22 protein-coding genes are annotated in these 25713 nt (G+C 59.1%); 15 read left to right on the forward strand and 7 right to left on the reverse strand.

Features of this window, described 5'->3' with window-relative positions; all coding sequences use genetic code 11:
* From WA354_RS09785 to WA354_RS09795, 3 genes are all read left to right on the forward strand, one after another.
* Positions 1–416, forward strand: a 416-nt coding sequence (locus WA354_RS09785) for an FtsX-like permease family protein (RefSeq protein WP_472812824.1), incomplete at its 5' end; no start/stop codon positions are given.
* A 190-nt stretch (positions 417–606) separates the two neighbouring features.
* On the forward strand, positions 607–2187 hold the full coding sequence (locus tag WA354_RS09790) for a DHA2 family efflux MFS transporter permease subunit (protein WP_472812825.1): 1581 nt from the start codon (positions 607–609) through the stop codon (positions 2185–2187).
* A gap of 253 nt (positions 2188–2440) precedes the next feature.
* On the forward strand, positions 2441–2899 hold the full coding sequence (locus tag WA354_RS09795; protein ID WP_472812826.1) for a PA2169 family four-helix-bundle protein: 459 nt from the start codon (positions 2441–2443) through the stop codon (positions 2897–2899).
* A gap of 291 nt (positions 2900–3190) precedes the next feature.
* Here WA354_RS09795 and WA354_RS09800 read toward each other — a convergent pair whose 3' ends face one another.
* Positions 3191–3808 (reverse strand): carbonic anhydrase, encoded by a 618-nt coding sequence (locus WA354_RS09800; protein ID WP_472812827.1) that lies wholly within the window; start codon positions 3806–3808, stop codon positions 3191–3193.
* Between the two features lie 164 nt (positions 3809–3972).
* Here WA354_RS09800 and WA354_RS09805 point away from each other — a divergent pair, with 164 nt between their 5' ends.
* From WA354_RS09805 to WA354_RS09825, 5 genes are all read left to right on the forward strand, one after another.
* A complete protein-coding gene (locus WA354_RS09805; protein ID WP_472812828.1) occupies positions 3973–4323 on the forward strand; it encodes an STAS domain-containing protein in 351 nt (116 codons plus the stop codon).
* Between the two features lie 53 nt (positions 4324–4376).
* Positions 4377–5783, forward strand: a complete 1407-nt coding sequence (locus WA354_RS09810) for a serine hydrolase domain-containing protein (protein ID WP_472812829.1) — start codon at positions 4377–4379, stop codon at positions 5781–5783.
* 87 nt (positions 5784–5870) lie between these two features.
* Positions 5871–6647: an alpha/beta hydrolase gene (locus tag WA354_RS09815; RefSeq protein ID WP_472812830.1), complete on the forward strand. Its 777-nt coding sequence runs from the start codon at positions 5871–5873 to the stop codon at positions 6645–6647.
* A gap of 40 nt (positions 6648–6687) precedes the next feature.
* On the forward strand, positions 6688–8076 hold the full coding sequence (ffh, locus tag WA354_RS09820; protein ID WP_472812831.1) for a signal recognition particle protein: 1389 nt from the start codon (positions 6688–6690) through the stop codon (positions 8074–8076).
* Positions 8077–8297: 221 nt separating this feature from the next.
* Positions 8298–8954, forward strand: a complete 657-nt coding sequence (locus tag WA354_RS09825; RefSeq protein ID WP_472812832.1) for a peroxiredoxin-like family protein — start codon at positions 8298–8300, stop codon at positions 8952–8954.
* 59 nt (positions 8955–9013) lie between these two features.
* On the opposite strand, the gene WA354_RS09830 is transcribed toward WA354_RS09825, so the two are convergent.
* The 4 genes from WA354_RS09830 to trxB are packed head-to-tail and all read right to left on the reverse strand — an operon-like array spanning position 9014 to position 11483.
* Complete coding sequence (locus tag WA354_RS09830) at positions 9014–9283, reverse strand: DUF167 domain-containing protein (RefSeq protein WP_472812833.1); 270 nt, start codon at positions 9281–9283, stop codon at positions 9014–9016.
* Positions 9284–9306: 23 nt separating this feature from the next.
* Positions 9307–10038: a YggS family pyridoxal phosphate-dependent enzyme gene (locus tag WA354_RS09835; protein ID WP_472812834.1), complete on the reverse strand. Its 732-nt coding sequence runs from the start codon at positions 10036–10038 to the stop codon at positions 9307–9309.
* Positions 10035–10514 (reverse strand): DUF4188 domain-containing protein, encoded by a 480-nt coding sequence (locus tag WA354_RS09840; RefSeq protein ID WP_472812835.1) that lies wholly within the window; start codon positions 10512–10514, stop codon positions 10035–10037. The genes WA354_RS09835 and WA354_RS09840 overlap by 4 nt, the downstream gene beginning before the upstream one ends.
* 21 nt (positions 10515–10535) lie before the next feature.
* A complete protein-coding gene (gene trxB / locus WA354_RS09845) occupies positions 10536–11483 on the reverse strand; it encodes a thioredoxin-disulfide reductase (RefSeq protein WP_472812836.1) in 948 nt (315 codons plus the stop codon).
* A 144-nt stretch (positions 11484–11627) separates the two neighbouring features.
* On the opposite strand from trxB, the gene WA354_RS09850 reads away from it, so the two are divergent.
* A complete protein-coding gene (locus tag WA354_RS09850; protein WP_472809003.1) occupies positions 11628–11828 on the forward strand; it encodes an allantoinase in 201 nt (66 codons plus the stop codon).
* A gap of 43 nt (positions 11829–11871) precedes the next feature.
* Here the strand turns inward: WA354_RS09850 and WA354_RS09855 are convergent, their stop codons facing one another.
* Positions 11872–13299, reverse strand: a complete 1428-nt coding sequence (locus tag WA354_RS09855) for an ATP-binding protein (protein ID WP_472812837.1) — start codon at positions 13297–13299, stop codon at positions 11872–11874.
* A gap of 1928 nt (positions 13300–15227) precedes the next feature.
* Here WA354_RS09855 and WA354_RS09860 point away from each other — a divergent pair.
* The 5 genes from WA354_RS09860 to WA354_RS09880 all read left to right on the forward strand — a co-directional run bounded on the left by WA354_RS09860 (position 15228) and on the right by WA354_RS09880 (position 20560).
* Positions 15228–16484: an IPT/TIG domain-containing protein gene (locus WA354_RS09860; protein WP_472812844.1), complete on the forward strand. Its 1257-nt coding sequence runs from the start codon at positions 15228–15230 to the stop codon at positions 16482–16484.
* An 80-nt stretch (positions 16485–16564) separates the two neighbouring features.
* Positions 16565–17929, forward strand: a complete 1365-nt coding sequence (locus WA354_RS09865; protein ID WP_472812838.1) for an NAD(P)/FAD-dependent oxidoreductase — start codon at positions 16565–16567, stop codon at positions 17927–17929.
* Positions 17930–18116: 187 nt separating this feature from the next.
* Positions 18117–19448 carry a serine--tRNA ligase gene (serS, locus tag WA354_RS09870; protein ID WP_472812839.1) on the forward strand — a complete coding sequence of 444 codons (1332 nt, stop codon included), beginning with the start codon at positions 18117–18119 and terminating at the stop codon, positions 19446–19448.
* Entirely contained in the window at positions 19445–19816 is a 372-nt protein-coding gene (locus tag WA354_RS09875) for a hypothetical protein (protein ID WP_472812840.1), read from the forward strand. Before serS ends, WA354_RS09875 begins: the two co-directional genes overlap by 4 nt.
* 57 nt (positions 19817–19873) lie before the next feature.
* Entirely contained in the window at positions 19874–20560 is a 687-nt protein-coding gene (locus WA354_RS09880; RefSeq protein ID WP_472812841.1) for a LolA family protein, read from the forward strand.
* On the opposite strand, the gene WA354_RS09885 is transcribed toward WA354_RS09880, so the two are convergent.
* Entirely contained in the window at positions 20494–21921 is a 1428-nt protein-coding gene (locus tag WA354_RS09885) for an ArnT family glycosyltransferase (protein WP_472812842.1), read from the reverse strand. The genes WA354_RS09880 and WA354_RS09885 overlap by 67 nt on opposite strands.
* Before the next feature lie 64 nt (positions 21922–21985).
* Between WA354_RS09885 and WA354_RS09890 the strand changes: the two genes are divergently transcribed.
* On the forward strand, positions 21986–25519 hold the full coding sequence (locus tag WA354_RS09890; RefSeq protein WP_472812843.1) for a glycosyltransferase: 3534 nt from the start codon (positions 21986–21988) through the stop codon (positions 25517–25519).
* Positions 25520–25713 lie beyond the last annotated feature (194 nt).

A 25713-nucleotide genomic window follows, 5' to 3' on the forward strand; every position in this document is an offset into this window, starting at 1 on the left:
TTATGGATGATTCGCTCGCGTCAGAACGGTTGATGGCCCTGTTGTCGGTCTTCTTCGCCGTGTGCGCGCTGGCGGTCACGGCCATCGGCCTCTATGGCACGCTGGCTTACGCCACGGCGCGGAGAACGAACGAGATCGGCATCCGCATGGCGCTGGGGGCACGGCGCGTGCAGGTGGCGAAGATGGTATTCGGGCAGAATCTGTGGGTGGTACTTGCAGGGACGGTGTTCGGGTTGGCGGCTGCTCTGGTCGCCGCACGGGCCCTGACCAGCTTCTTGTACGTGACGTCCGCTCGCGATCCATGGGTGATTGCCGGATCGATTCTGGCGCTGGCCATAATTGCATGCGCAGCATCACTGTTGCCGGCGCTGCGAGCGGCGCGTATTGAGCCCATGAGCGCGATTCGCTGTGAGTGATGTGGTGGAACTGCCGCTAAGTCGAAATTGAGCCCCTCTTTATCGAAGCGACAGGTCGCACCTGGCGGGAATCGGCGACACTCGCGCAACTGCCGTGAATGCAGTAGACCGCTTTAGCGACGATCGCCGCTGACGCGCATCACAACACGTAGCAGGCCCGGTCGTTTAGTCTCGACTATTCCCGGTTGCGATGACCACTGCTGAGGCCCAAGCCCGATATCCGCTGACGCAAGGCGTCAACCCATGGCTCGTGACGGCCTCGGTCATGCTGCCGACGTTCATGGAGGTGCTCGACACCGCCATCGCGTCGGTCGCGCTGCCCTACATCGCCGGGAGCCTCTCCGCTACCAACTCCGAAGCCACCTGGGTTCTGACCAGCTATCTCGTCGCCAACGCAGTCATCCTGCCCGCATCCAACTGGTTTGCCCGCCGCTGGGGCCGCAAGCGCTTCCTGCTCATTTGCGTCGTCATCTTCACCATCGCTTCGTTCTTTTGCGGAGCCGCCCCTTCTCTGGGCGTGATTCTGCTGGCGCGGATCTTGCAAGGCGCGGGAGGCGGTGCCCTGCAGCCCCTTTCGCAATCCATCCTGCTCGAAAGCTTCCCCCCGGAGAAGCGATCCATGTCCATGGCCGCGTATGGCCTGGGAATTGTCGTTGCCCCGGTGCTGGGTCCCACGCTCGGCGGCTGGCTTACCGACACTTTCAGCTGGCGCTACGCCTTCTACATCAACATTCCAGTTGGCATCCTCGCCGTCTTCATGATCGCGCGCTTCGTGCACGATCCGCCGTACATCAAGAACGCCAAGGTTGGAGCCTTCGACAATATCGGCTTCGGTTTGCTCATTGTCTGGACCGGCTGCCTTCAGGTTGTGCTCGACAAAGGCCAGGAAGATGACTGGTTCGGAGCCCTCTGGGTACGCTGGGCGGTGGCGGCGCTCATCATCGGATTCATCGGCTGGATCTGGCGCTCGTGGACCAATCCCCGAGGCCTGGTCGACCTGCACGTGCTGAAGAACCGTAACTTCCGCACAGGATGTTTTTTGATTGCGCTGCTGGGGATGTGTATCTACATCACCATCGCCATCCTGCCTCTCTACTACCAGGAGATCCTCGGCTATACCGCTTTCACCGCAGGCCTCGTCGTCGGCCCGCGCGGCATCGGTTCGTTCATCGGCTCCCCTGTCATTGGCATGCTCGGCTCGCGCATCGACAATCGCAAGTTGCTGAGTGCGGGCTTCATCGGCTTCGGCGTCTGCTCTCTCATCTTCGGCACCGTGAACCTCGACATCGGCCCGTACACGCTCCTGGTTCCAATTTTGGTCACGGGGTTTGCTCTGAGCTTCGTGTTCGTGCCTCTCGCGACCATGACCACCGCTACGCTCTCGCGCGAGGAGATGGGTAACGCCACGGGACTTTTCAACATGCTGCGCAATATTGGCGGGTCAATTGGGATTGCAATGGCAACCACGGCCATCATTCGGCGGGCGGCCCTGCATCAGACCGAAATCGGTGCAAATCTTTCCCCATCAAGCGCCGTCTTTCAGCAGAAGTCGCGCATGATCACGATGTATCTCGGTCACCAGATCGGCCAACCCTCCGCGCGTCCTGGATCCCTGGGCCTGATGTACGGACTTCTCCAGCAGCAATCCGCCCTACTGGCCTACATCGATGTCTTTCGCTGGACCGCGTTGCTCGCGTTCTTCTGCGCCGGCGCCGTCTGGCTCTTCGGCAAGCCGCCAAAACACGCAGTTCCGCCGCCCGGTGCACACTGAAGACAGGGGATTCAGGCTACGACTCTCAACGAAATCAACTCCCATTCGTGGCAAAAACATTTCCGCCTTCTCTAAATTCCGCATCTTAGTAAGTGGATCAACCTAGCCTCTGCGGGTGCGGTCTGATCCATTTACAGGGCAGGGGCGGCGGGGTTTTCGCGATTTCCCTCGCCTCGCTTGCGGCGAAGGAGAATCGCAATGACAGCCGCCAGACCCTGCCCGTTTCCTATTTTTTAATCCTGGAGAATTCCCTATGTCCTCTCCCTCGAAAGACCTGAAAGAAACAAAATCCACTCTGCTTTCCGTCATCCAGGCCCTCATTGACGGCCAGGACGGCTTCAAGAAAATCGGGGAGCAGATCAAAGATGAAACGCTTAAAGAATATTTCCTCGCCGAGTCGCTTACGCGCGCCCAGTTTCGCGGTGTGCTTGAATCCATCCTGCACCAGGAAGGCGTACACGACGTAAAGGAGAGTGGCACTGCAGCCGGAACCGTCCGCCGAGCATGGGCCGACTTCAAATCAGCTCTCGGCGGCGGCGACTCCAGCCTGCTTTCTGCTGCGGAAGAAGGCGAAGACGAAGCGGTAGAGGCCTACGCCCGCGCGAACGAAACCTATCTGCCCCTGCCCGTGCGCCAGGTGCTGGCCAGCCAGGCTGCGCACATTGAAAAGTCCCGCGAGTTCATCAAGGCCGCGCGGGATACAAAGAAGTAGCCGCCATCTTGCTCCATGCCTTCGGTGTGCCCACAACGGGCACACCTTTCTTATGCCCGACGGAAATCAACTCAATGTAAAAGTCTGCTGACACGGAGGAGTAGCTGCTTTCAGGAGGCTCAGTTGCGATCCTGGGATAAGGGCGTTCAGAGCTTATGGAGGGCCCAGTTTCGAGAGGAACGCTTAAGGAACGTCCCTCAGGGCTCAAGTCAACATTCGTGTTGCGCCACTTGCGGCGTGACTGGAAGTCATGCCCTGATACAAACCCCGAACCCCTGCTTTCCGAACCAATCAGCCAACTAACGGCACAAATCGCCGCGCATTCTCATCGAAGCGCTCGATCCGGCCAGACAAAATCTCATAGTACCAGCCGTGCACCGCAAGCCGCCCCTCCATTACCGCTCGGGCTACGGAGGGCTGGGCCTTCAGATTCAGAAGCTGCGCCACTACATTCCCGCGGATCAACGATGCAAGTTCCGCATGTGGTCCATCGTCAGGGTTCAGCGGTTGCCGGTGCGTGAATGCTGCTTCGACATGTTGCAGCCAGCGGCTCGCCTTGGGCAGCTTTTCCAGTCCGCGTCTATCCAGCGCCGCCTTCATCGCGCCACAGTCCGAGTGCCCGCATAGAATCGCGTGTTTCACCTTCAGCACTTCGACCGCGTACTCTATCGTCGCCGTGCATCCGTCCACATCGTTCGCCGACACAGGCACCACGTTCCCTGCATTCCGCGTGATGAACAAATCACCCGGCCCGGTCCCCAAAATCAAATCCGGCAAAACGCGAGAGTCGGAGCAGGTGATAAACAGCCACTCCGGTGCCTGTGACTCGGCCAGCAGATGAAACTGGTCGCGTCGCCGCGGAAATATTTCTGCAAGAAATTTCTTGTGGCCCTCAATTAACCGCTGCATGCGCGACCTCGCCAGGATTTGGATCCTGCAAACCAAGGCTAACGCATCGCGCCGCATATCCCGTGTCCTGAGAAACCGTCCGCATTGCCGCACGCCCAAGCGACTTTCCCCCTCGACAGTTTTCTGACGACAAAACCCGCCCGGTTCCATACACTGATCCGAACATGGCAATCGAACTCCCCCTGAAGATTGAGCCAATTCCAGGAACCAGGCCGGGCACTGTCATCCTCCGCCTCACCGGGCCCTTGACCCTGAATAGCGTCTCACCTCTGCGCGCGCTATTCCGTGGCACCGAGCCGCCGCAGCACACCATCCTCGACCTCGGCGGAGTTCCCTTCATGGATTCGGCCGGCATGAGCGAAATCATCAATCACGAGGTGTATTGCCGCGACAAGCATGTCCTGCTCACTCTCGCCGGCGTCACTCCCCGGGTGCTCAGCATGTTTCACATCACGCGGCTGGAACAAGTTCTCACCCTGACAAACACTGTTGAGGAAGCCGAAGCCCGAACGTAGAACACGGCTGCGATTGTTACTATTCGAACGGAAGGAGTTCCACGCAGCCGATCATGACTTTCCGCCGCCTTGTTTCCACCTTCGCAATCCTCTCCTCGTTCTCTCTTCTCGCTCACCACCTTCATGCGCAGGCCGTCGACAACCTCGACCTCGCTCTCAAAGCCCGCATCGATACCATTGCGAACGACGTGCTGAAACAGACCGGCGTTCCTTCCGCTTCTGTCGCCATCGTCAAAGGCGGCAAACTGGTCTACACCCGCGCCTACGGAAATGCGCATCTCGATCCGCCCGTACCCGCCACTCCTGAGATGCGTTATTCCATCGGTTCCATTTCCAAGCAATTCACTGCCGCCGCAATTCTCCTTCTACAGGAGCAGGGCAAGCTCTCGCTCGACGACGCCGTCGGCAAATACCTACCCGGCCTCACCCGCGGAGACGAAATAACAATCCGCCAGATTCTCTCCCACACCTCCGGCTACCAGGACTACTGGCCCGAAGACTATGTGATGACGCCGATGCTGCATCCTGAAACCGCGCAGCAGATCATGGACACGTGGGCCAAGAAGCCGCTCGACTTCGATCCCGGCACCCAGTGGCAGTACTCAAACACAAACTACGTGATCGCCGGCGCGATCGTGGAAAAGGTCAGCGGACAAAGACTCATGGAGTTCCTCGGCGAACACATCTTCCATCCGCTCGGCATGAAGTCCGTGTGGAACTCAGATGAAACCAAGCTCACCCAGGCAGACGCGACCGCCTATTACCGGCACGCCCTCGGGCCGCTTCGGGTTGCGCCCAAAGAAGGTCGCGGCTGGATGTTTGCTGCCGGCGAGCTCGCCATGACCGCGCACGACTTGGCGCTGTGGAACGAAAGCATGATGGCGCAAAGTGTCCTCAAGCCCGAAAGTTATCAGGCGATGTTCACGTCGGTGAAGTTGAAAGACGGCAAGGATACTCACTACGGCCTTGGCGTTGAAATCCTCGACGAGAACGGACATCGCGACATCGAACATAGCGGCGAAGTATCCGGATTCGTCTCTGACAACCGGGTGCTCGTTGACGATGGCGCATCCGTCACGGTGCTTACCAATCAGGATGCAGTAGGCGCCGCATCCACCATCGCACGTCTCGCTGTCCCCGTCGTCGCCGGATTCCCGCCAAGCGAAACCGAGAAGCAGGCCCTCGACATTTACCGCGGTCTGCAACAAGGCCGCATCGACCGATCACTCCTCGCGCCGAATCTCAGCGACTACTTCACCCCCGAGGCTATCTCCGATTTCCAATCCAGCCTCGCTCCTCTCGGTGAGCCACTCACCTTCCGCCAAACCGGCGAATCGCTCCGCGGCGGCATGACCTTTCGCGGGTTCACCATCACTTATCCCAACACGCGGCTCAGGCTCACCACCTACACCTACCCCGACGGCAAGTTCGAGCAGTACCTGATCGCGCCGGCGGAATAGGGGCCAGCATTGGAATCGAGAGCCATCGAAGGACGCAAAAACCGGATGTCATCCGAGCCGGTTCATCAACATAGCCCAACGATGAGAATGCACAGGCTCACTTTCACCGTCGCCACCACCATTGCCAGCCGCGCGATTCGCTATCGGGATCGCGCAATGCGCAGAGTCGCTCGCCTCTCGCGCGCCGCGACTGACGATGTAATTGTTTCGCAGCACTGGATCTCCAGTGGAAACAATCGCCTTCACGCGGCCTACGTGGAGCCTGCCGCAGCTCCCGCAAAGGCTGCCCTTCTTATCTGCCACGGCATAGGCGAAATCGTGGAGTACTGGTTCCCCGTGCAGCATCTCCTGGCAGCCAACGGCGTAGCCTCACTGGTTTTCGATTACTCAGGATACGGACGCAGCAGCGGCTCAATCGATTGGAGGCAATGCGAACTCGACGCCGTCAACGCATTCGAATACCTGAAGCACATCGCGCCCTCCACACCTATATCGATGCTGGGCCTGTCGATGGGCAGTGGCGTCGCAGCCGCTGTCATCGACAAAGTGATGCCACAGTGCCTGTTCCTCTGCGGCTCCTTCACCTCGTACCGAGCAGCCGCGTGTGCTGTCTTCCTTCCCCGATTCCTCTCCGGGATCGTTCCGCCTATCTGGAACTCCCGGGAGACGCTGAAAAACTGCCTGGTCCCCGTCATCATCGTCCACGGAGAAAAGGATCCTCTTTTTCCCGTCCAGATGGCCGCCGATCTCGCTTCGGCCTGCGGCGCAAATGCCGAGTTGATCGTGGTTCCAAACCTCTCCCACAACGAGCCGTTCTACAAGCCACGCCTTTCCTACTGGAACCTCATTATTTCCCGCCTTTAAACCTTGTCAGCGCGACCCAAGTTACACTTGTAGTTGACCTATGTTTGAGAACCTTACAGAAAAACTGCAACGAGCTTTCAAGAACCTCCGCGGGCAGGGCACGCTCACCGAAGAAAACATCCAGGAAGCGCTGCGCGAGATCCGCGTCGCCATGCTGGACGCCGACGTCAACCTCAGCGTCGTCAACGAGCTCATCGACCATATCCGCGCTAAAGCCGTTGGTAGCGAAGTGCTTACCGCGCTTTCGCCCTCCGAGCAGGTCATTAAGATCGTTCGCGATGAGCTGGTCGAATTGCTCGGCCGCGATACAGCTCGCTTTAAATTCGCCTCGCAGCCCCCCACCGTTATCCTCATGGCCGGCCTGCAGGGCTCCGGTAAAACCACCACCAGCGGCAAGCTCGCAGCGTGGCTCAAAAAGGGCGGCCATCGCCCCATGCTGGTCTCGGTCGACGTCTACCGCCCAGCTGCCCGTGAGCAGCTCAAAGTCGTCGCCAAGTCCATTGAAGCGCGCCTCTATGAAGGCAAAATCAACGACGAGCCCGCTGGATCGAAGCTCGTGGAGCGCCTCGCCACCGAGGCCCGCCGCGAAGCCCGCATCCTCGCCTGTGACACCCTTATCGTCGACACCGCCGGCCGCCTCCACGTCGACGAGGAGCTGATGTCCGAGATGGAGCAGCTGAAAAAGCTCCTCAACCCATCCGAAATCTTGTTCGTCGCCGACGCCATGACCGGGCAGGACGCCGTCAACTCGGCGCAGGACTTTCATAAGCGCCTCGGCCTTACCGGCGTCATCCTCACCAAGATGGATGGCGACAGCCGCGGCGGCGCGGCGATCTCCATTCGCCACGTCACCGGGCAGCCCATCAAGTTCATCGGCACCGGCGAAAAAGCGGACGCCTTCGAGCCCTTTCATCCGGATCGAATTGTTGGCCGCATCCTCGGCATGGGCGACATGCTCTCGCTCATTGAGAGAGCTGAGTCGTCGCTCGACCGCAAAAAATCAGAAGAATTTGCAAAGAAGGCGCTCCTCGGCGATGGCTTCACCCTCGAAGATTTCCGCGATCAGCTCAAGCAAATCAAAAAGCTCGGATCGATGGAGAGTATTTTGAAGATGCTCCCCTCCGTCGGTCCCTTCGCCGGTCTGCAGCAAGCCGCCGGCCAGGTCGACGAGAAGCAATTCGTACGTCTCGAAGCCATGATCAGTTCCATGACTCCCTTCGAGCGCCGCAACCACGAAATCATCTCCGGCTCCCGCCGCAAGCGCATTGCCGCGGGCTCCGGCACCTCAGTACAGGATGTGAATCAGCTCCTCCGCCAATATGCGCAGATGAGCAAAATGTTCAAGCAAATGGGCAAAGGCGGCCTCGCCAAGCAGATGATGCGCGGCGGCATGTCCAATTTGATGGGCAAACAGAAATTCGGACGGTAACGATGCTGCATTCCTAAGGCACAACCGCCCTCGACCCACAGAAGTGTCATCCTGAGCGGAGCAGCTTGGGGCCCCCCGCAGACGAAAGTCTGTGGGGTAAGCGGAGCGAAGGATCTGCTTTTGTCTTTCCCTTCAGCTTGTCATCCTGAGCGAGCGCAGCGAGTCGAAGGATCTGCGGTTGCTTTTGAAAACGTCGGTACAACTGCATCCATGAGCAAGCCATGACGCCCCTCCAGGACCAACTCGACGAGATCACATCCAACACGCGCAACCTCGTGCAGCCGGAGCGTCTCGCCGTCGGCGAACGAGCCGTTGAAGAACTCTTTGCCACCGGCATCGAGGAGAGAATCCTTCCTGTAGGAGCGCAAGCCCCTGAATTCGCATTGAAGGATTCCAGCGGCAAACTCGTGCGCTCGCGCGACCTGCTCGCCCTTGGTCCGCTTGTCGTTAAATTCTTCCGCGGCCGCTGGTGCCCCTACTGCGTAACGGAGCTAGAAACCTGGCGCGACCTCTACGGCCATCTTCGCGAACGCGGCGCACTCATGGTCGCGGTCGGTCCTCAGATCGAGCGCCAGAGCGACTTCATGGCCAACCAGCACGGCCTGCCTTTTCCCGTGCTCTCCGACCCGGACAACGGCGTCGCGGAGAAATTCGGACTGGTCTACACCATACCCGAATACCACCGCGACTACTTCCTCTCCATCCTCGTCAATATCCCGTTCGTGAATGGCGACAAAAGCTGGCGCCTACCAGTTCCCGCCACTTACGTAATTGCGAAAGACGGAAGAATCATCTACGCAGAAGCCCACGCCGATTTCCGCGTCCGCCCCGAACCTGAAGAAGCTCTGGCCGCCGCTTGCGATCTCCACCATCGCTAACCGCAAAACGAGCAATCTTTCGGTTGCATTTCAGCAGAGTTTCACGAATCCAATTCGTATCATTTAGAAATTCTGGAGACTGCATACTGCAGCCTCACTCCCCGCAGCAGGAACACCTTGCTCCGCGATAACTCCCCGTTCACCAGCTCAACCGACCTCTTCGGTATGTCGAACGCCTCGGCCAGAAACGCAACCAGCGCCTCATTCGCCCGCCCTTCCACCGGCGGAGCCTGTACGGCGATCTTCAACTGCGCCGCATCGCCCTCGCCATACACGCCGACAATCGCCGTTTTCTTCGCACCCGGCTGCGCTCGCACCGCCAGCGTCACTCCACCACTTACCTCGCGCAGCACTAAACGGGTCCCGTATACGGCGCGCGCTTCCCAAACAGCGCCGTTCCCACCCGAATCCGCGTCGCGCCCTCGGCAATCGCAAGCGCGAAATCCCCGCTCATTCCCATTGAGAGCACTCCAAAATTCAACCTCGAATGCATCGCTGCCCAGCGATCCCGCCAATCGCGCAAGCTGCGAAAGCAAGCGCGCGTCACGTCTTCTGCAGCGCCCCAAGGCGCAATCGTCATTAACCCGCGCATCTCCAGATTCGCAAGATTCAGCAGCGCTTCAAACAGCTCAGCGGCGTCGCGCGACTCCGGCTCCAGCCCCTCCTTGGTCTTCTCAGGGCTGAGCTTCACCTCAACCAGCACCGGCAGTCGTTTGCCCAGCTTCCCTGCCGCATCATTGAGTCGTTGTGCCAACCGCAGCGAGTCCACCGAATCCACCGCATCAAACAGTTCTACCGCCCGCGCCGCCTTGTTCGACTGCAAATGTCCGATCAGATGAACGCGGAAAGGCTTCTCTTCGCGCGTGCGCAGTGACACCAGTTCCGCAGCTTTTCCCGAAAACTCCTGCACGCGGTTCTCGCCAAACAGCGTCAGTCCAAGCGAAGCAGCCTCGGCAATCGTCTCCGCCGGATAGGTTTTCGACACCGCCATCAACTCGACGTCATCGCGCCTTCGCCCTGCACGCCGGCACGCATCGGCAATCGCTGTTTCCAGCTTTTCCAGGTTCTCCGCGAGCTGACTCATTCCGCTTTGCCAATGCGCTGACGCGCGCTCTCCAGCCTACCTGTCACCGGGACATGCTCCACCGCGGCCCCAAAACCGATGCGCGGCATGTTCGCGTAGATGCACTCGTAGTTTCCGCGGTCGACCAGAAAACTCTCGTGCCAGATGCCCACTGACCCATTGCCGCCAACCCTCCGATTGAACTCCGCCCATGCAGGCAGATGATTCCCTTCGCGCATATGCGCGTAAGCATGCAGATGGTCGAAGCTGCGCCAGTACTGGACCGTAGCCACACCGCGCCAGTAGATCATTTGTTCCACGTGCAGAAGGCCCATCTCGGGGTGCTTCTTCAGCTCCCCAATCATCGGCGGCATGGCCTTCGCCACAGGAATCCACTTGCTGAACTGGAGCAGTCGATTGACGCGCATCCCGATGATGAACACCACGAACGAATCATCAAACTTCGCAGTAAAACGGCCGGGGAAGATAGTTGACATGCACCGCTCCTGACCGAGACCTCAGCGCCCGTGCTCCTCGAGATATTTCTCCGCCTCGAGCGCCGCCATGCATCCAGTGCCCGCCGCCGTGATCGCCTGCCGATAACGCCGATCCTGCACATCGCCGCATGCATAGACGCCTGGCACCACTATCCCCTTGCGCGTCGTAATCACGTTGCCCTGCGTCAGCACGTATCCCTCGTCGTCGAGATCAATCTGGCCGGCAAACATCTTTGCATTCGGTTCGTGCCCGATTCCCAGGAACATTCCGTCCACGTGCAGAGTGCTCGACGCGCCAGTCACAACATCGCGTAACTTGAGCCCCTTCACTTCCTTCTCTTCCACGCCGAGCACTTCATCCACTACGGTGTTGGTCCTGAACTCGATGTTGGGATGCGCCATCGCGCGCTCCAGCATGATCTTCGAAGCGCGGAACGCGGGCCGCCGGTGCAGCAGCGTGACCTTCGACGCAAAGCGCGTCAGGAACAACGCCTCCTCCATCGCCGAGTCGCCGCCGCCCACCACCGCGATGGGTTTGTCGCGAAAAAAGAATCCATCGCAGGTCGCGCAGCTCGATACGCCATGACCGATGAGCGCCTGCTCGCTCGGAATTCCCAGCCAGCGCGCGCTCGCTCCCGACGCAATAATCAGGGTGCGCGTCAGAACCTCACCTGCCGAGGTGTGCAGGCGAAAGGGATGCACGCCAAGTTCGACGCGATTAAGGTGCGCAAGCTGGAAGTCGGCGCCAAATCTCGCCGCCTGCTTCTTCATGTTGTCGATCAGTTCCGGTCCCTGGATGCCCTCGGGCCACCCCGGAAAATTCTCTACAAGCGAAGTAATGGAAAGCTGGCCGCCGGGCTCATGCCCTTCCAGCACCAGGGGTTTCAGGTTGGCGCGCGCGCTGTAGATCGCTGCTGTCAATCCGGCGCAGCCGGAACCGAGAATTACGGTGTCACGAGTCTCTGTCATCTGGTTTCCCAGTAAATTGTAGACGGCATGCCCGAACCTCTACCCTTCGGAAATCAGAGCACAAATCCCCCGGCCCCCTCAACGCAAACCGCATGCAGATCGGCTGCCGCCTCAAATCACCCTGCAGTAGATAAGATGATACCCATGGCAAATCTGACTCTTGTCTACGGAATGCGGCTGCTACCCGAGGGCGAAGTAAAGGAGATTCACGACGCTACGCTCAAGCTGGTCAATGGCCATGAGGCACACGTCACGATGCACGTGCTCGAGGGCTCGCGCGCGCAAATCGAGGCACAACTGAAGCAAAGCCTTGACGCTTTTTTTGATTTCTACCCGGAGATCTGACCCGGCAGATCCGGCTCTTGGCCGGCTCGCCTGAGCCTGGCGATCACATGCGCGCCTGCGTGACCTTCTTCGAAGAGCTTTGCTTGACGCGCAGATTGTCAATGGCGTAGTCGATAAAGCGCGGCTCGAAGTGGGGATGTTCGCGCATGAAGCGGCACGTCGCGATCACCTGGTCCACGATAAATCGCGGGTGATACGCCGCAAGTTCCAGCCCCTTCCCCACCGTCACCTTGTGGATGATGCTGTCGGCAATCTCGTCTGTCATTTCGACTGCCTGTTTTTTGCACTCATCTTCCAGGATCTTTTTGTAGTTCTCGCGCGATGGCGCACCCACTTCGATCTTGTAAGGCAAACGCCGCAAGAACGCCGGATCCATCAGGTCTTCCGGCTCCAGGTTGGTTGAGAAGATTACCAGTTCCTCAAACGGAATCGAAAATGTCTTGCCAGTGTGCAACTTCAGATAATCAACCTTACTTTCCAGCGGCACAATCCAGCGATTCAGAAGTGTGGTAGGGCTTACAATCTGCCGTCCAAAGTCGTCGATCAGGAAGCATCCGCCGAGCGCCTTTACGTGTAGCGGAGCCTCATAGTAGTGCCCCGTCGCGTCGTAGCGCAGGTCGAGCATCTCCAGCGTCAATTCGCCGCCCGTGATCACAAACGGCCGCTGACATGGAACCCAGCGTTCATCGTAGCTCTGTGCCCTCACCACTGAGAACGCGTTTTCGTCGTCAATACTTGTTGTCTCCAGCGGAAGGTGGATGCTCGGATCGTGCACCCGGATGATCTGGCCCTCAACCTCCACGGCGTAAGGAACGTAAATCACGTCGCTGAAGACCGAAGCAAAGCGTTGCGCTACCGTGGTCTTCCCGTTCCCGGGAGGTCCGTAAAGCAACATGGCGCGGCCTGAATTCAATGCGGGTCCGGCCTGTTCCATGATGCTTTGGTCAAACTGCAAGCCCGTGATCGCTGTCTTGATTTTCTCCGGTGTCACCAGTTCATTGGTCAACTTCTGCAGGTTTACCTGTTCCGTGAAATCATCGAGCGTGACTGGTGCAGGACCGGTATAGTGCTGACGGGTCATTGCGTCGATCACGAAGCGCTTACCCTGTTCGGTAAATGTGTAAGCGAGATCGATCAGGCTATCGGAACTGGAGTTGCGGGCGCCCAGGTTCTGCAGCAGCGACCGGTCAACAGCCATGCGGACCAGTTCGAGAACGATGTTGTAAGGCAGCTTGATCGCATCGCCAAACTGCCGCACCGTTTGCAGACGGCCTACGTAGATCAACTTGAGCATCAGACTAAGCAGATCGCTTTGATCCAGTCCCGTTGCCGCGATGTTTTCCGGCTCCCGGGGAGTGCGGTGCGCGAACCTTTCCAGCGTTTCCTTGGTGATTGCCCCAATGGCGACCAGGTTGTCGCCCAGGCGTCCGCCGCACATCGAAAGACGCTCCAGCGCTTTCGCAATGTCCATTTCCGTCACAAGCTTGGCTCGGACGAGCAAATCTCCCAATCTCAAACGTGCGCTGATAACGGCCCCCTCAAATCCCCTGAATTGCTAACCTCGGATTGCAAATTCATTGTAGCCAAGAAAGTAACTTTGCAATGAACTTAAGTAATACTTAACAATGTGTTTATGGTTACGGGAGTTTCCCCTTGCCATGAAAGTTAAGGAGTTTGGGGTCAAAATGTCCAACCAGACATTAGAGAATTCTGATCTTGTCCGCCCCGGCGCGGTCCCCAAAAAGCAAGTGCTTGCATCGGGAGCTCCCCGTGTTTGCACCGCGATTTATCCTTGTTATCCTGGCCGCCATCGCGCCCGCTGCAGGCTTCGCCGGCGGGCCTAAATATGTGGCCGGAACCGCCTATTTCAACCCCGCTGTGGTCGGGCAGCCGGTGCGCTGGTCGGGCGGCGTTGTCAACTTCTACGTCGACGAGGGCCCGCTCAACAGCCAGATCAGCAATCAGCAAGCTACAACCATGGTCGACACAGCGGCTGCGCTGTGGAGCGCCCTACCTACTGCCGGTGTCCTGCTCAATGACTCCGGTTCACTCAATGAGGATGTCAATGGCTCAAATGTCGTCGCCGGCAACCAGGTATTTGCCGCGCCTTCCGACGTTGCGCCCTCCGCGAGCAGCTATCCTCTCGCGGTCATTTACGACGCCGACGGTTCGGTCATCAACGGCCTCTTCGGCGCTGGAGCCAGCGATCCCACCAGTTGCCAGAACAATGGCGTCTTCACCTGGCTCGATAACATTCAGGCCGATGCCACCATCGCCCATGCAGTCATTCTCCTGAACGGTCTTTGCGGCACGAACTCCAATCTTGTCGCGATGATGCAGTACGAACTGGAGCGAGCCTTTGGCCGCGTCCTCGGCCTCGACTATGCGCAGGTGAATCCCCGAGCCCTCAGCGACGGTGAGCTCAACGGGACGCTGGGCTGGCCCATTATGCATCCCATGAGCGGGTTCTGCGGCGCTGCCGGCGGCATCTGCCTACCGGACCCCAGTGAGCTGCGCTATGACGATATCGCCACACTCAATCGCATTTACCCCATAACCGCGTCCAACATTGCCGCCTTTCCCGGCAAGCAGATCACCGCCGCAAATACCGTCTCCATCCAGGGCACCCTTAGCTTTCGCTCGGGTATGGGCATGCAGGGTGTCAACGTAGTAGCGCGGCCCCTCGATGCGAACGGCAACCCGCTCTACCAGTACGCGGTCACATTTGTCTCCGGCGCATACTTCAGCGGGAATCACGGTAATCCGATCATCGGCTGGACTGACCTCAACGGAAATCCTCTCGCGCAATGGGGATCAAACGATCCGGCTCTCCAGGGTTTCTTCGATCTCAGCGGGATTCCCCTGCCGCCCGGCATGGCCTCTGCGAATTACCAGATCACCTTCGAGCCGATCAGTCCGCTTTACATGCTCACCGAGTCGGTTGGCCCCTACATTGACGGCTCGCCGACCCCTTCCGGAACTATGCCCGTGCTGTCCATTCCAAATATGTCTGCCGGGAGCGCGCAAAGCCTTACCGTCTCCATTGCAGACTCCGCCTCAGGCAACGCAGCGAATGCGATCGCCTCGCCTGACTCGCCTCGCATGGTTCCGCCGGGCGGTTTGTGGTGCGGCCGCCTCAGCCAGGTGGGGCAGACGGACTGGTTCGCATTCCCGGTGCGTGCCGGCCACACTTTCACCATCGTGACCCAGGCACTGAACGAAGCCGGTCTTCCCACCGAAACCAAGGCCCTTCCGGCGATCGGCGTATGGGATGCCTTCAAACCCGTCTCCGCGACGTCACTTAATTCGGCCCCCGCACTCAATGGCTACGCCACTGGCGAAACCTGGCTCCAGGTCACAGCCTCCGCCGACGACATTGTCCGCCTGGGAATCGCTGACATGCGTGGCGATGGCCGCCCCGACTACGCATACAACGGATGGTTGCTTTACGCCGACACAGTACAACCGCCACGGCTGCCCGTTTCCGGCGGTCCTATCGTGATTCACGGCATGGGTTTTCGCCCTTCCGACACCGTGCTGATCGGCGGACAGAAAGCTATGATCACCAGCGTCTACCCGAATGAAATCACCGCGGTTGCCCCTGCCCGCGCACCGGGAACTACCGGCTCGGTTGACGTCGAGATCGACGATCTGCCGATGTTCTATGCGATGGCGATCCTCCCCGGCGGCATCAGCTACGATGCCGCTACCGGCGACTCGCTCACGATCAACACCGCTCCCGCAGGCACCATCCCCATCGGCGTACCGATCCCCTTCACCGTCACCGCACTCGGACCTGACCAGGTCCCTGCCGGCGGCGTCACGGTCACTTTTTCCGTTCTCAGCGGAAACGCCACACTGGCCTGCGGGGCCTCAATGTGCTCCGCCGCCGCAACCGGCGACGGCATAGCCACCATGAACATTACGGCTCCTTCTTCCGGCGCCTCAGTCGTTACCGCATCTCTGGCCAATGGCGCCGTGCTTCAGGCCCACTTCTCCGGGGGCACACCGCCGACCCTCGCTTGCCTCACTCCGACACTGTCGCTTGCTGCGGGCGCCACTGTGAACTGGACAACGCAGGCCCTCACTCTCAGCAACGGCTCGCCAGCCGCCGGTCAAACCGTCGCCTGGCAAAGCGCGAGCAACATCACCGTTTCGGGCACATCCTTATCTACAACCGGCGCAAATGGCATCGCAACAAAATCGCTTGCTGTCGGTCCTCTCGCCAAAGGCCAGCAGACTTCCTCAACTGCCTGCCTCAATGGCACCAGCCAATGCGTCAATTTTGTCGTCCTCGGCGCGCGCCCGGAATTTGCGTGGCTCGAAGCCGTCTCTGGAACCACCCAGACCCTCTCCGCTTCCGGCACTCCCGGACTCGTCATCTTGCGTGTTCGCGATATGAATGGCAACCCCATGGCAGGCGGCATCGTGAACTTCTATCAGTCGCTCTACGCATGGACTGCTCCCTGCCCAGGGCATGGACGATGCGCCCAGGCGCCCCTGCTCGCTATCCAGGCCACGACGGCTACTTCCGCCCTTGACGGCACCGTCACCTTCATACCGGCGGCCATACCGGGCGTGGCCACCAACCTCGTTGCCCTGGCTGCCACCGGAAACTCAAGCGCTCTGACCATCATCGTCGAGCAGCATCCGTAACCACCAAACTCCTGAGACACATGGGCAAACATCTGCCACCTGCGCACTCGCTTGGGCATCACATAACAGAGCGAGGTTCAATGAGCCAACTGACGAAACCGTTCCAGGTCGGAGAGCACGGCGCACGACCGCGCGTAGTGATTGTGGGCGCAGGCTTTGGAGGACTACATGCGGCGCTTGCGTTGCGCCACCTGGCCGTAGATGTGACCGTGGTAGATCGCCGCAACCATCATACTTTTCAGCCGCTGCTCTACCAGGTGGCTCTAGCTGTCCTTTCTCCGGCCGACATCGCCCAGCCCATCCGCACCATCCTGCGCAACCAGGCCAATACCGAAGTCTTGATGGATGAAGTGAACGGGATCGACCTGCAGGCGCGACGCGTCTGGCTGACGTCTGGCGCTCAACTGGCTTATGACTACCTCGTCATTGCCACCGGAGCCACTCACTCTTACTTCGGCAAGGATGAATGGGCGCGTTATGCTCCCGGCCTGAAGGGCATCGAAGACGCTATCGAGATCCGGCGGCGCGTCCTGCTCGCTTTTGAGCTGGCCGAGCGCCAGATGCAGGAGCGCGGCTGGCATCCGCCTCTCAACTTCGTCGTCATCGGTGGCGGCCCCACCGGTGTTGAACTCGCCGGCGCCGTCAGCGATATCACCAAGCTCTATATGCGCCATGATTTCCGCCACATCGATCCATCCAAGGCGCGTGTTCTGCTCTTCGATAGCGGCCCCCGCGTCCTCGCCGCGTACCCCGAGGACCTCTCTGCCAAGGCCGAGCGCGAGCTCTTTCATCTTGGCGTTGAGGTTCACACCAAAAGCCATGTCACGAACGTCGGTCCCGGTTGGGTCGAAGTCAACGATCAACGAATCGACGCCGCTGTCATTCTATGGGCCGCCGGCGTGCAGGCCTCGCCGCTCGGCAAGATGCTCGGCGCGCCCACAGACAAGCGCGGCTGCGTCATTGTCGACAGCGATCTCAATCCGCCAGGCCTCCCTGAAGTCTTCGTTCTCGGCGACCTTGCTCATTTCGAACAGGACGGCAAACAGGTGCCGGGCGTCGCCCAGCCCGCCATGCAGATGGGTGACTATGTCGGCAAAGCCATCGCTGCCGACCTCGCCCATCAGCGCCGTCCAGCCTTTCGCTACTTTGACAAGGGCGACATGGCAACGATTGGCCGCATGGCCGCCGTGGCCAACGTGCAGTGGCCGTTCAAGGCGCACCTCAGCGGACTTCCAGCGTGGCTTACCTGGATGGTGGTCCACATCTTTTTCCTGATCGGCTTCCGCAACCGCATTGCGGTCTTCTCCCAATGGGTCTGGAACTACTTCATGTTTACGCGGAGCGCAAGACTCATCACCGGCGATCAGAATCTTCCCGGCTGGCAAGACCAAGTGAACGCTGGCCCTGCGAAAGAGGAAGATGTCCGCGCCGCCGAAGTGCGATGAGGACCAGCTTCTAGCTCCTAGCTGCTAGCTCTGTCGTACGACTCCGACGATTTTCAAGGCCGGACAGCCCATGTATCAGAGCATCGAAACTCGCCTGGGGATGAAAAGTTTCGGTATGCGGGGTAGGAGCTAGAAGCCGGCGGCTAGAAGCTAGCGGCTGCCTCCATCAAGTAAACTGATAAGAGTCATGCTCGATCTGGGATTCGTCCGGGGCAACCTGGAAGCAGTTGAAGAAAAACTACGTGCCCGCGGCGCCGATCCTGCCGCCCTTCTGGGCAACTTTCGCCAATTGGATCAGCAGCGCCGCGAAGCCATCACCGCCTCCGAGCAGCTCAAGGCCCGCCGCAATGAACTCAGCCAGCAGGTCGCCACCCTCAAGCGGGACGGCAAAGATGCCACCGCGGTTATGGATGAAACGCGCGCCCTGAAAGACAAACTCGACGAACTCGACAGATCCGCTACCGCGCTCGACGAGCAGATGCGCCTCTCCCTTGCCGGCATCCCCAATCTCACCCGCGACGAAGTCCCTGCGGGCAAATCCGAAGGGGACAATGTCACCGTAAAAACCTGGGGCGAAAAGCCGCAATTCACCTTCGCGCCCAAGCCTCACTGGGAACTTGGCGAACAGCTCGGCATCCTGGATCTGGAGCGTGCCGCCAAGCTCAGCGGCGCGCGCTTCGCCGTCTACATGGGCGCCGGCGCCCGCCTCGAACGCTCTCTCATCAGCTTCATGCTCGACACCCACACCCAGAAACACGGCTACACCGAGGTGCTGCCGCCCTTCGTGGTCAATTCCAAGAGCCTCTTCGGCACCGGCCAGCTTCCCAAGTTCGCCGAAGACCTCTTCCGTTGCTCCGATGCCGACGCAGAGGCTGTCGCGCGCGGCGAGTTCAAGGATAACGACCACTGGCTGATTCCCACCGCCGAAGTCCCCGTCACCAATCTCTATCGCGACGAAATTCTCGACGAATCGCGCCTGCCCATCCGCCTCACCGCCTATACGCCTTGCTTCCGCGCCGAAGCCGGGGCCGCCGGCAAGGACACACGCGGCATTATCCGCCAGCACCAGTTTCAGAAAGTTGAACTGGTCAAGTTCACGCGCCCCGAAGAGTCTGACGCTGAGCACGAACGCCTCACCCGCGACGCCGAAGAGATTCTCGAAGCCCTCAAGCTTCCCTATCGCCGCGTCCTGCTCTGCACCGCCGACACCGGCTTCAGCTCAGCCAAGACCTTCGATCTCGAAGTATGGCTTCCTGGCCAGCAGCTCTACCGGGAAATCTCTTCCTGCTCCAACTTTGAATCCTTCCAGGCCCGGCGTGCCAACATCCGCTTCAAACCGGCAGCCAAGGGAAAGAATGAATTCGTGCACACCATCAACGGCAGCGGTCTCGCCGTGGGCCGCACCTGGCTCGCGATTCTGGAAAACTACCAGCAAGCCGACGGCTCCGTCGCTGTTCCCGAAGTGCTCCGGCCCTACATGGGTGGCCTCGAGCGCATTACCTCCCAGGAGCAAAAATGAACAAGCTCCTCAAAAGCTACTTCTACTGGACCTTCCCGCGCGGTCACGTCCACTATGACGTCCTGGTGACGCTCATCCTGCTCTTCATCTTCGTCACGCCTCACCTGTGGGATTTCGGCGACAAGCCTTCGCGTGTACCCGGTCCGCAGCATCCCATTCAAGTAGTGAGCGACGGAAGCCGGGGAATCATCGTCACTGTGAATGCGGATGACCTCTTCGTTCCGACGACCGAGACGGACAGCCAGGTTCGCAAGCAACTGCGCAAGGCCATTGAGCCTGTCACTGGCGACGCCGTCTCCGTAACCCGCTGGGAAACGGCACTCGACGCGCAAGGCAATCGAGTGTGGAAGATCTGGGCGCGGCGCTAGACCGTTGCACGATTCGCCGCATCTTATCCGTCCAATAAGAAAAGGATGTTTATGCACTTGGGAAAGAAAATCTTGCTGGCAGCATCGCTTGCGTTCGTCTTCGCGCTCATCCCCCGGAACGTCGGCGCGCAGGACCTGAAGTCGGTGCTCACCAAGCTCGACGTTGCCGCTGCAAATTTCCACTCAACCTCCGCCAACTTTGAGATTGACTCCATTCAGACCGATCCCGTTCCCGATAAGGACGTGCAGAAGGGCACCGTGTATTACGCGCGTCATGGTTCAGACTTTCAGATGGCGGCGCATATCGACGAGGAGAACGGCAAGCCCGTCCCCAAGATCTACACATTCTCAAAAGGTGTCTTCCGGTTGTATGAGAAACTCCCCGACCAGGTCACGACCTACAAGAATGACAAGATCGGTGGCTATCTTCTGCTTGGCTTCGGCGCCAGCGGCAAAGAGCTCTCAGATAAATGGGACATCACCTACGGCGGCCAGGAAACCCTGAATGGCGTTAAGACCGAGAAGTTGGAATTGATACCCAAGGACCCGGCGGTTCGAAAGAATCTTCCGAAGGTGACGGTTTGGATGGATACGGAGCACGCCGTCAGCCGGAAACAGGTATTCGACGAGGGACAGGGCCAGTCGCGCGTCTCCGTCTACTTCAACTTCAAATTCAATCAACCGTTGCCCTCTGACGTCTTCACGTTCAAGACGGACAGCAAGACCCAGTTCATCAACCGGTAGAGCGCAATCCCTCCCAGGACAAACAGCATTGGAAAGCACTCGAGCGTGTACCGCGCCTCGGGTGCCTCCACCGTCAGCAGCAGCGCGCTGCGCAGCACAGTGTATGCCAGCATCCATGGCCACATTTTTGGACGCATGCACAATCCCGCAATCCCCAGCACCAGGTAGAACGCATTCAGTCCCGCGTAGAACCAGCTGAAGCGTGTTTCAGCGTAATGATGCTTGTACACCCACCAGTCCAAATCTATGGGCAGATTCTCCACCCGCGGTCGCAGCCACATGTCCACCACGCGTCCCACCGGCAGCAATACGTGTGACCGCAATGGATGCGCCGCATATCTCTCCGCAGCGAGCTTTCCGAAGCGCGCATCGATCTCGGGAGTCAGGGTCTGCCCGCTGTTGTTGTAGTCATCGGCCAGTGCCGCAGTCTCGGCATACTGCTCCGGCGAATCAAATGCACGCGCCGGCAACTTCGAGATATCCAGCGTGTCACCCGGCACATTCCAGTACACCTGGTACGTCGAAACAAAATCGAGGCACCAGGTCTTCACCCAGCTCACCCATCCCGCCTGTGTAGGCTCTCCGGGATCCGTCGCATAACGCGGCGCGAGCGGCTCAAACACACGGAACGTGCTCCAGTTGCGCCAGGTCCACGCAGCAAACGGCATCACCGCCAGCAAAACGCAAACCGCGACCATTCGAATAAAGCCGCCTCGAACTTTGACGCGATCCTTTCGCCGCCGCAACGAGACCAGCAGTGCCGGCGCAAATGCCAGCGCCACCAGTGCCCCATCCGGCCGCAGTAGTGCCGCATACGTTACCGCAAACGTAAATCCCAGGGCTGGAGGCCACCCCGGCCGCTCCTGAAACTTCGCCGCGCACCACATCGCCAGCGAGATCGCAAACAGCGTAGGCGCTTCGGTCAAAGGATTCGCCGCATACACCGCCGTAAACGGGCAAAGCGCTGCCAGCCACAACGTGCAATACGCTGCGCCCCGGCTTAACCGCGCTGGAGCCACACGCCCTGCAAAGTCCGCCAGCAGCAAACACCCGACCAGTTCCAGAACAATCTGCACCCAGGCCGCCGAAGCATAATTTTCCATCCCGAACAACTTGAAACACACCGCCAGAAACAGTGGATATCCTGGCAGCCGGATCAATGTCGGATACGTCTCACCGGTACCCACGGTCAGCGCGTACCGTCCCGAGAGCAGCAGATTCTTCGCGATGCCCCCGTAGATCAGCGCGTCTCCGGTGACCTCGTAGAAGTGCTTCAGCATCCAAACACGAAGCAGGGCCCCAGCCAGAAGTGCCGGAACCACGTCAAGAGCGCTCCGCACCCGGTCCTTTGTGCTAACCATTTGCATCGATTGACTCTGAGGTTCAGCTTCCATACGATTCGTACTGTATACCGTAAAGACGGCGATGCCCGATAAACAGATATTTTTCGATCCACAGCGAACACGATGGAAACGCCTCCGCCGCATTCTGGATATCACGGCCGTAGTGTCCACCCTCGTGCTCGCGGTCTTTATCTTCAATGTACTCCGCGGACAACACCTGCCCGAATTGCTGCTGCCCACCCAGAAGCACACGTACAAGGGTTTGCAAAACCGTGCCCAGCCCACGCGTGGCCTCAAGCCGGCTCGCCCTGCACACCGCAAAACAGATCGCAAACCTTCCGATATTCCGTTCAACACCGGCGAAGGCTTGCGCGCCGCATACTACATCCCGTCAGATGCGGCCAGCTACTCCTCTCTCAAGGAGCACGTCCACCAGATTGATCTGCTTTTCCCACAGTGGCTGCACTTCGACGCGCCTTCGCTTGACCTTCAGGGAACCACCTCCGATGGCCACGAATTTCCAATCTTCCAAGGCGGCGTCATTCATGACCCCGATGAAAACAACAAGGTCAAGCGGGTCATCCAACAGGCACGGGAAGACACTGAGATTTTTCCCCACCTCGACAACTTCAACGCGCACACGCAAAGCTGGGACTCGGCGATGGGCGACGTCATCAAGGACCCGGCCAAGCGTAACCAGATCCGTCAGGAACTCCTCCGTCTTCTGACCGCATTCCCCGGCTATCACGGACTGTCATTCGACTTTGAAAATCTGAACGAAGATGCTCACCCTGCCTACCTCTCCATGATTCAGGAGATGTACTCAGACCTGCACGCACGACACCTGCATCTCTATGTCAATGTGCCGGCTTCAATCTCTTCGGAGGATCTCAAAACCATCTCCGCCAACGCTGACGGCGTGGTACTGATGAATTACGACGAGCACGAAGTCGATTCGCAGCCCGGTCCTATCGCCAGCCAGGATTGGTTCATCGGAAATCTCACCCGCGTCCTCAAATCCAAATCCGTGCCCATCGAGAAACTCATCTGCGCTGTCGGCAACTACGGCTACGACTGGGAAATGTCGATTCCGGATCCCAAGGCCCGCGACCCAAAAGAGCGCAAACCCCGAGTCGTCGATACCGAAGAAATGCCTCATGTGTCCGACGTGTGGCAGCGCGCCAGCGATGCTGATGCCGATCTCGACCTCGATTACAACTCGCTCAATCCTCATTTCGAATACATCGACGAGGACACCCACACCCGCCATGTCGTGTGGTTTCTCGATGGCGTCACTCTGCTGAACGAAATGCGCGCCGCGCGCGGTCTGGGTCTTCAGACATTTGCGCTATGGCGCCTCGGATCTGAAGATCGCGCGATGTGGAATGTCTGGGACAAGCCGAGGAACCCCGCGTCGCTTGAGGCGCTCGGCATTCTGCAACCCGGGCATGATGTGGATACGGCGGGCTCCGGCGACATCCTTCGCGTCACAGGATTACCGCAAACCGGCAAGCGCACCGTTACCGTCGATACCGATGAGCCCGACCCAAGCAAGAAGCTCATCATCGACGAGCACATGGATGTCTTTCCCCACACCTACACGGTCGAGTACTACGGCTATCATCCAAACCAGGTTGCGCTCTCGTTCGACGATGGCCCGGACCCGAAGTGGACTCCCAAAATCCTCGACATTCTCAAGGAAAAGCACGTCAAGGGAACCTTCATGATGATTGGCGCAGAGGCACAGGAAAACATCGGCCTCATGCAGAGGGTGCAGCGCGAAGGCCACGAAATCGGCAACCACACATTTTTCCATCCCGACATCAGCGAAATTCCACTCGATCGACTTGACGTAGAGGTAAAACTTACGGAACGCCTCTTCGCCAGCAAACTCGGCGTGCAGCCTCTTTACTTCCGTCCACCTTACGATATCGACGAAGAACCCGAAACCGATGACCAGGCCGCGCCCATTGTGCGCATTCAGCAGCTTGGGTACACCGTCGTCGGCAACAAGATTGATACCAACGACTGGGACGAACGCAACCCCAAAACTCCTGCCGAGATCACGCAATTCGTCCTCGACCAGTTGAACACCATGAAGACGAAGCCCCAGTTTCGCGGCTCCGTCATCCTGCTTCACGATGGCGGTGGAGACCGCTCAGTCACGGTTGCAACGCTTCCCTACCTCATTGACACTCTGCGATCGAAGGGTTACGCCATCGTTCCGGTTTCCTCGTTGATGGGCATGACGACCGCGCAGGTGATGCCGCCTCTTACGCCCAGACAATATCTTCGCGCGATCCCGGACTCCATCGCCTTCTCCGCGCTCTCCATCATTGGCCGCTTCATCGTTCTCGTCTTCTTCGTCGGCGACGTTCTCATGAGCGCGCGCCTCATCATCGTGGGCATCTTCGCCATCATCGATCGTCTCCGTAGGCCGCACCGGCAGGCATCGCCGGGTTTCAATCCCCGTGTTGCAGTGCTCATCCCCGCCTATAACGAAGAAAAGGTCATCGTCCGTACCGTGCGCTCTGTGCTCAACTCCGACTACGCAAACCTGCACGTCATCGTCATCGACGACGGATCGAAGGATCGCACTTTCGAAGTTGCCCGCGAGGCTTACGCAAAAGATATCGCCGCCGGCCGCGTGCAGGTCCTGACCAAACCCAACGGCGGAAAAGCTGCTGCCCTGAACTACGCACTTGAGGGCATCGACGAAGAATTTTACGTGGGCATCGATGCCGATACCGTGATCGCCATGGATGCCGTCTCAAAACTGATTCCACACTTCGAAGATGAGCGCGTCGGCGCTGTTGCCGGAAACGCAAAGGTTGGCAACCGCGTCAATCTCTGGACCCGCTGGCAGGCACTTGAATACATCACCAGCCAGAACTTCGAACGCCGTGCTCTCGATCTTTTCAACGTGGTCATGGTCGTACCCGGTGCCATCGGCGCATGGCGCACCGCTGGAGTCAAAACCGCAGGCGGCTATCCCATCAACACCGTCGCCGAAGATGCCGACCTGACCATGAATCTGCTTGAGCAGAAATACAAGGTGGTCTACGAAGATCGCGCGCTCGCGTTCACTGAGGCGCCCATCGATGCCAGCGGCCTCATGCGCCAGCGCTTCCGCTGGTCCTTCGGAATTTTGCAGGCAGTCTGGAAGCATCGCATGGCCTTCGTTCGCAACAAGGCGATGGGCCTCTTCGCCCTGCCCAACATTCTCATCTTCCAGATGCTCCTTCCGCTCGTTTCGCCCTTCATCGACCTGATGTTCCTTGCCGGCCTGGCGCACTACCTTGTCGACCGCCACTATCATCCGGAAGCCGCCTCGGCCGCAAGCCTCGAAAAGCTGCTCGCCTATTTCGGCGCATTCCTGCTGATCGATTTTGTAACGTCCACCATCGCCTTCAGCCTCGAGCGCCGTCATCCCGCCAACAAAGGCGACGGATGGCTGCTCTTCCACATCTGGCTGCAGCGCTTCGCCTATCGCCAGGTCTTCTCCATCGTTCTGGCCAAGACACTCAAGCGCGCCATCGACGGCAAACCATTCAACTGGGACAAACTCGAGCGAACCGCCCAGATGAGTAAACAAACCGAAGCGCTGACCATGTGAGAAGAATTTGAAACTTCTGTTGCAAAGCCTCATATAAATTGCAAAAAGAAAGGCCAGTCGCATCTCTGGCCCCGATCACTTGTCCCGGGAGATCGATTGTCAAACCGCTATTACACTGGCCCCGTCACCGACCACTTCAACGGAAAGCAGTTTTTTCACGAAGGTCTGCCGTCCACTGACAAGAGCCTCCTCGA

The organism is Occallatibacter sp. (assembly GCF_049802275.1).
In the GTDB taxonomy this organism is placed as follows: Bacteria; Acidobacteriota; Terriglobia; order Terriglobales; family Acidobacteriaceae; genus Telmatobacter.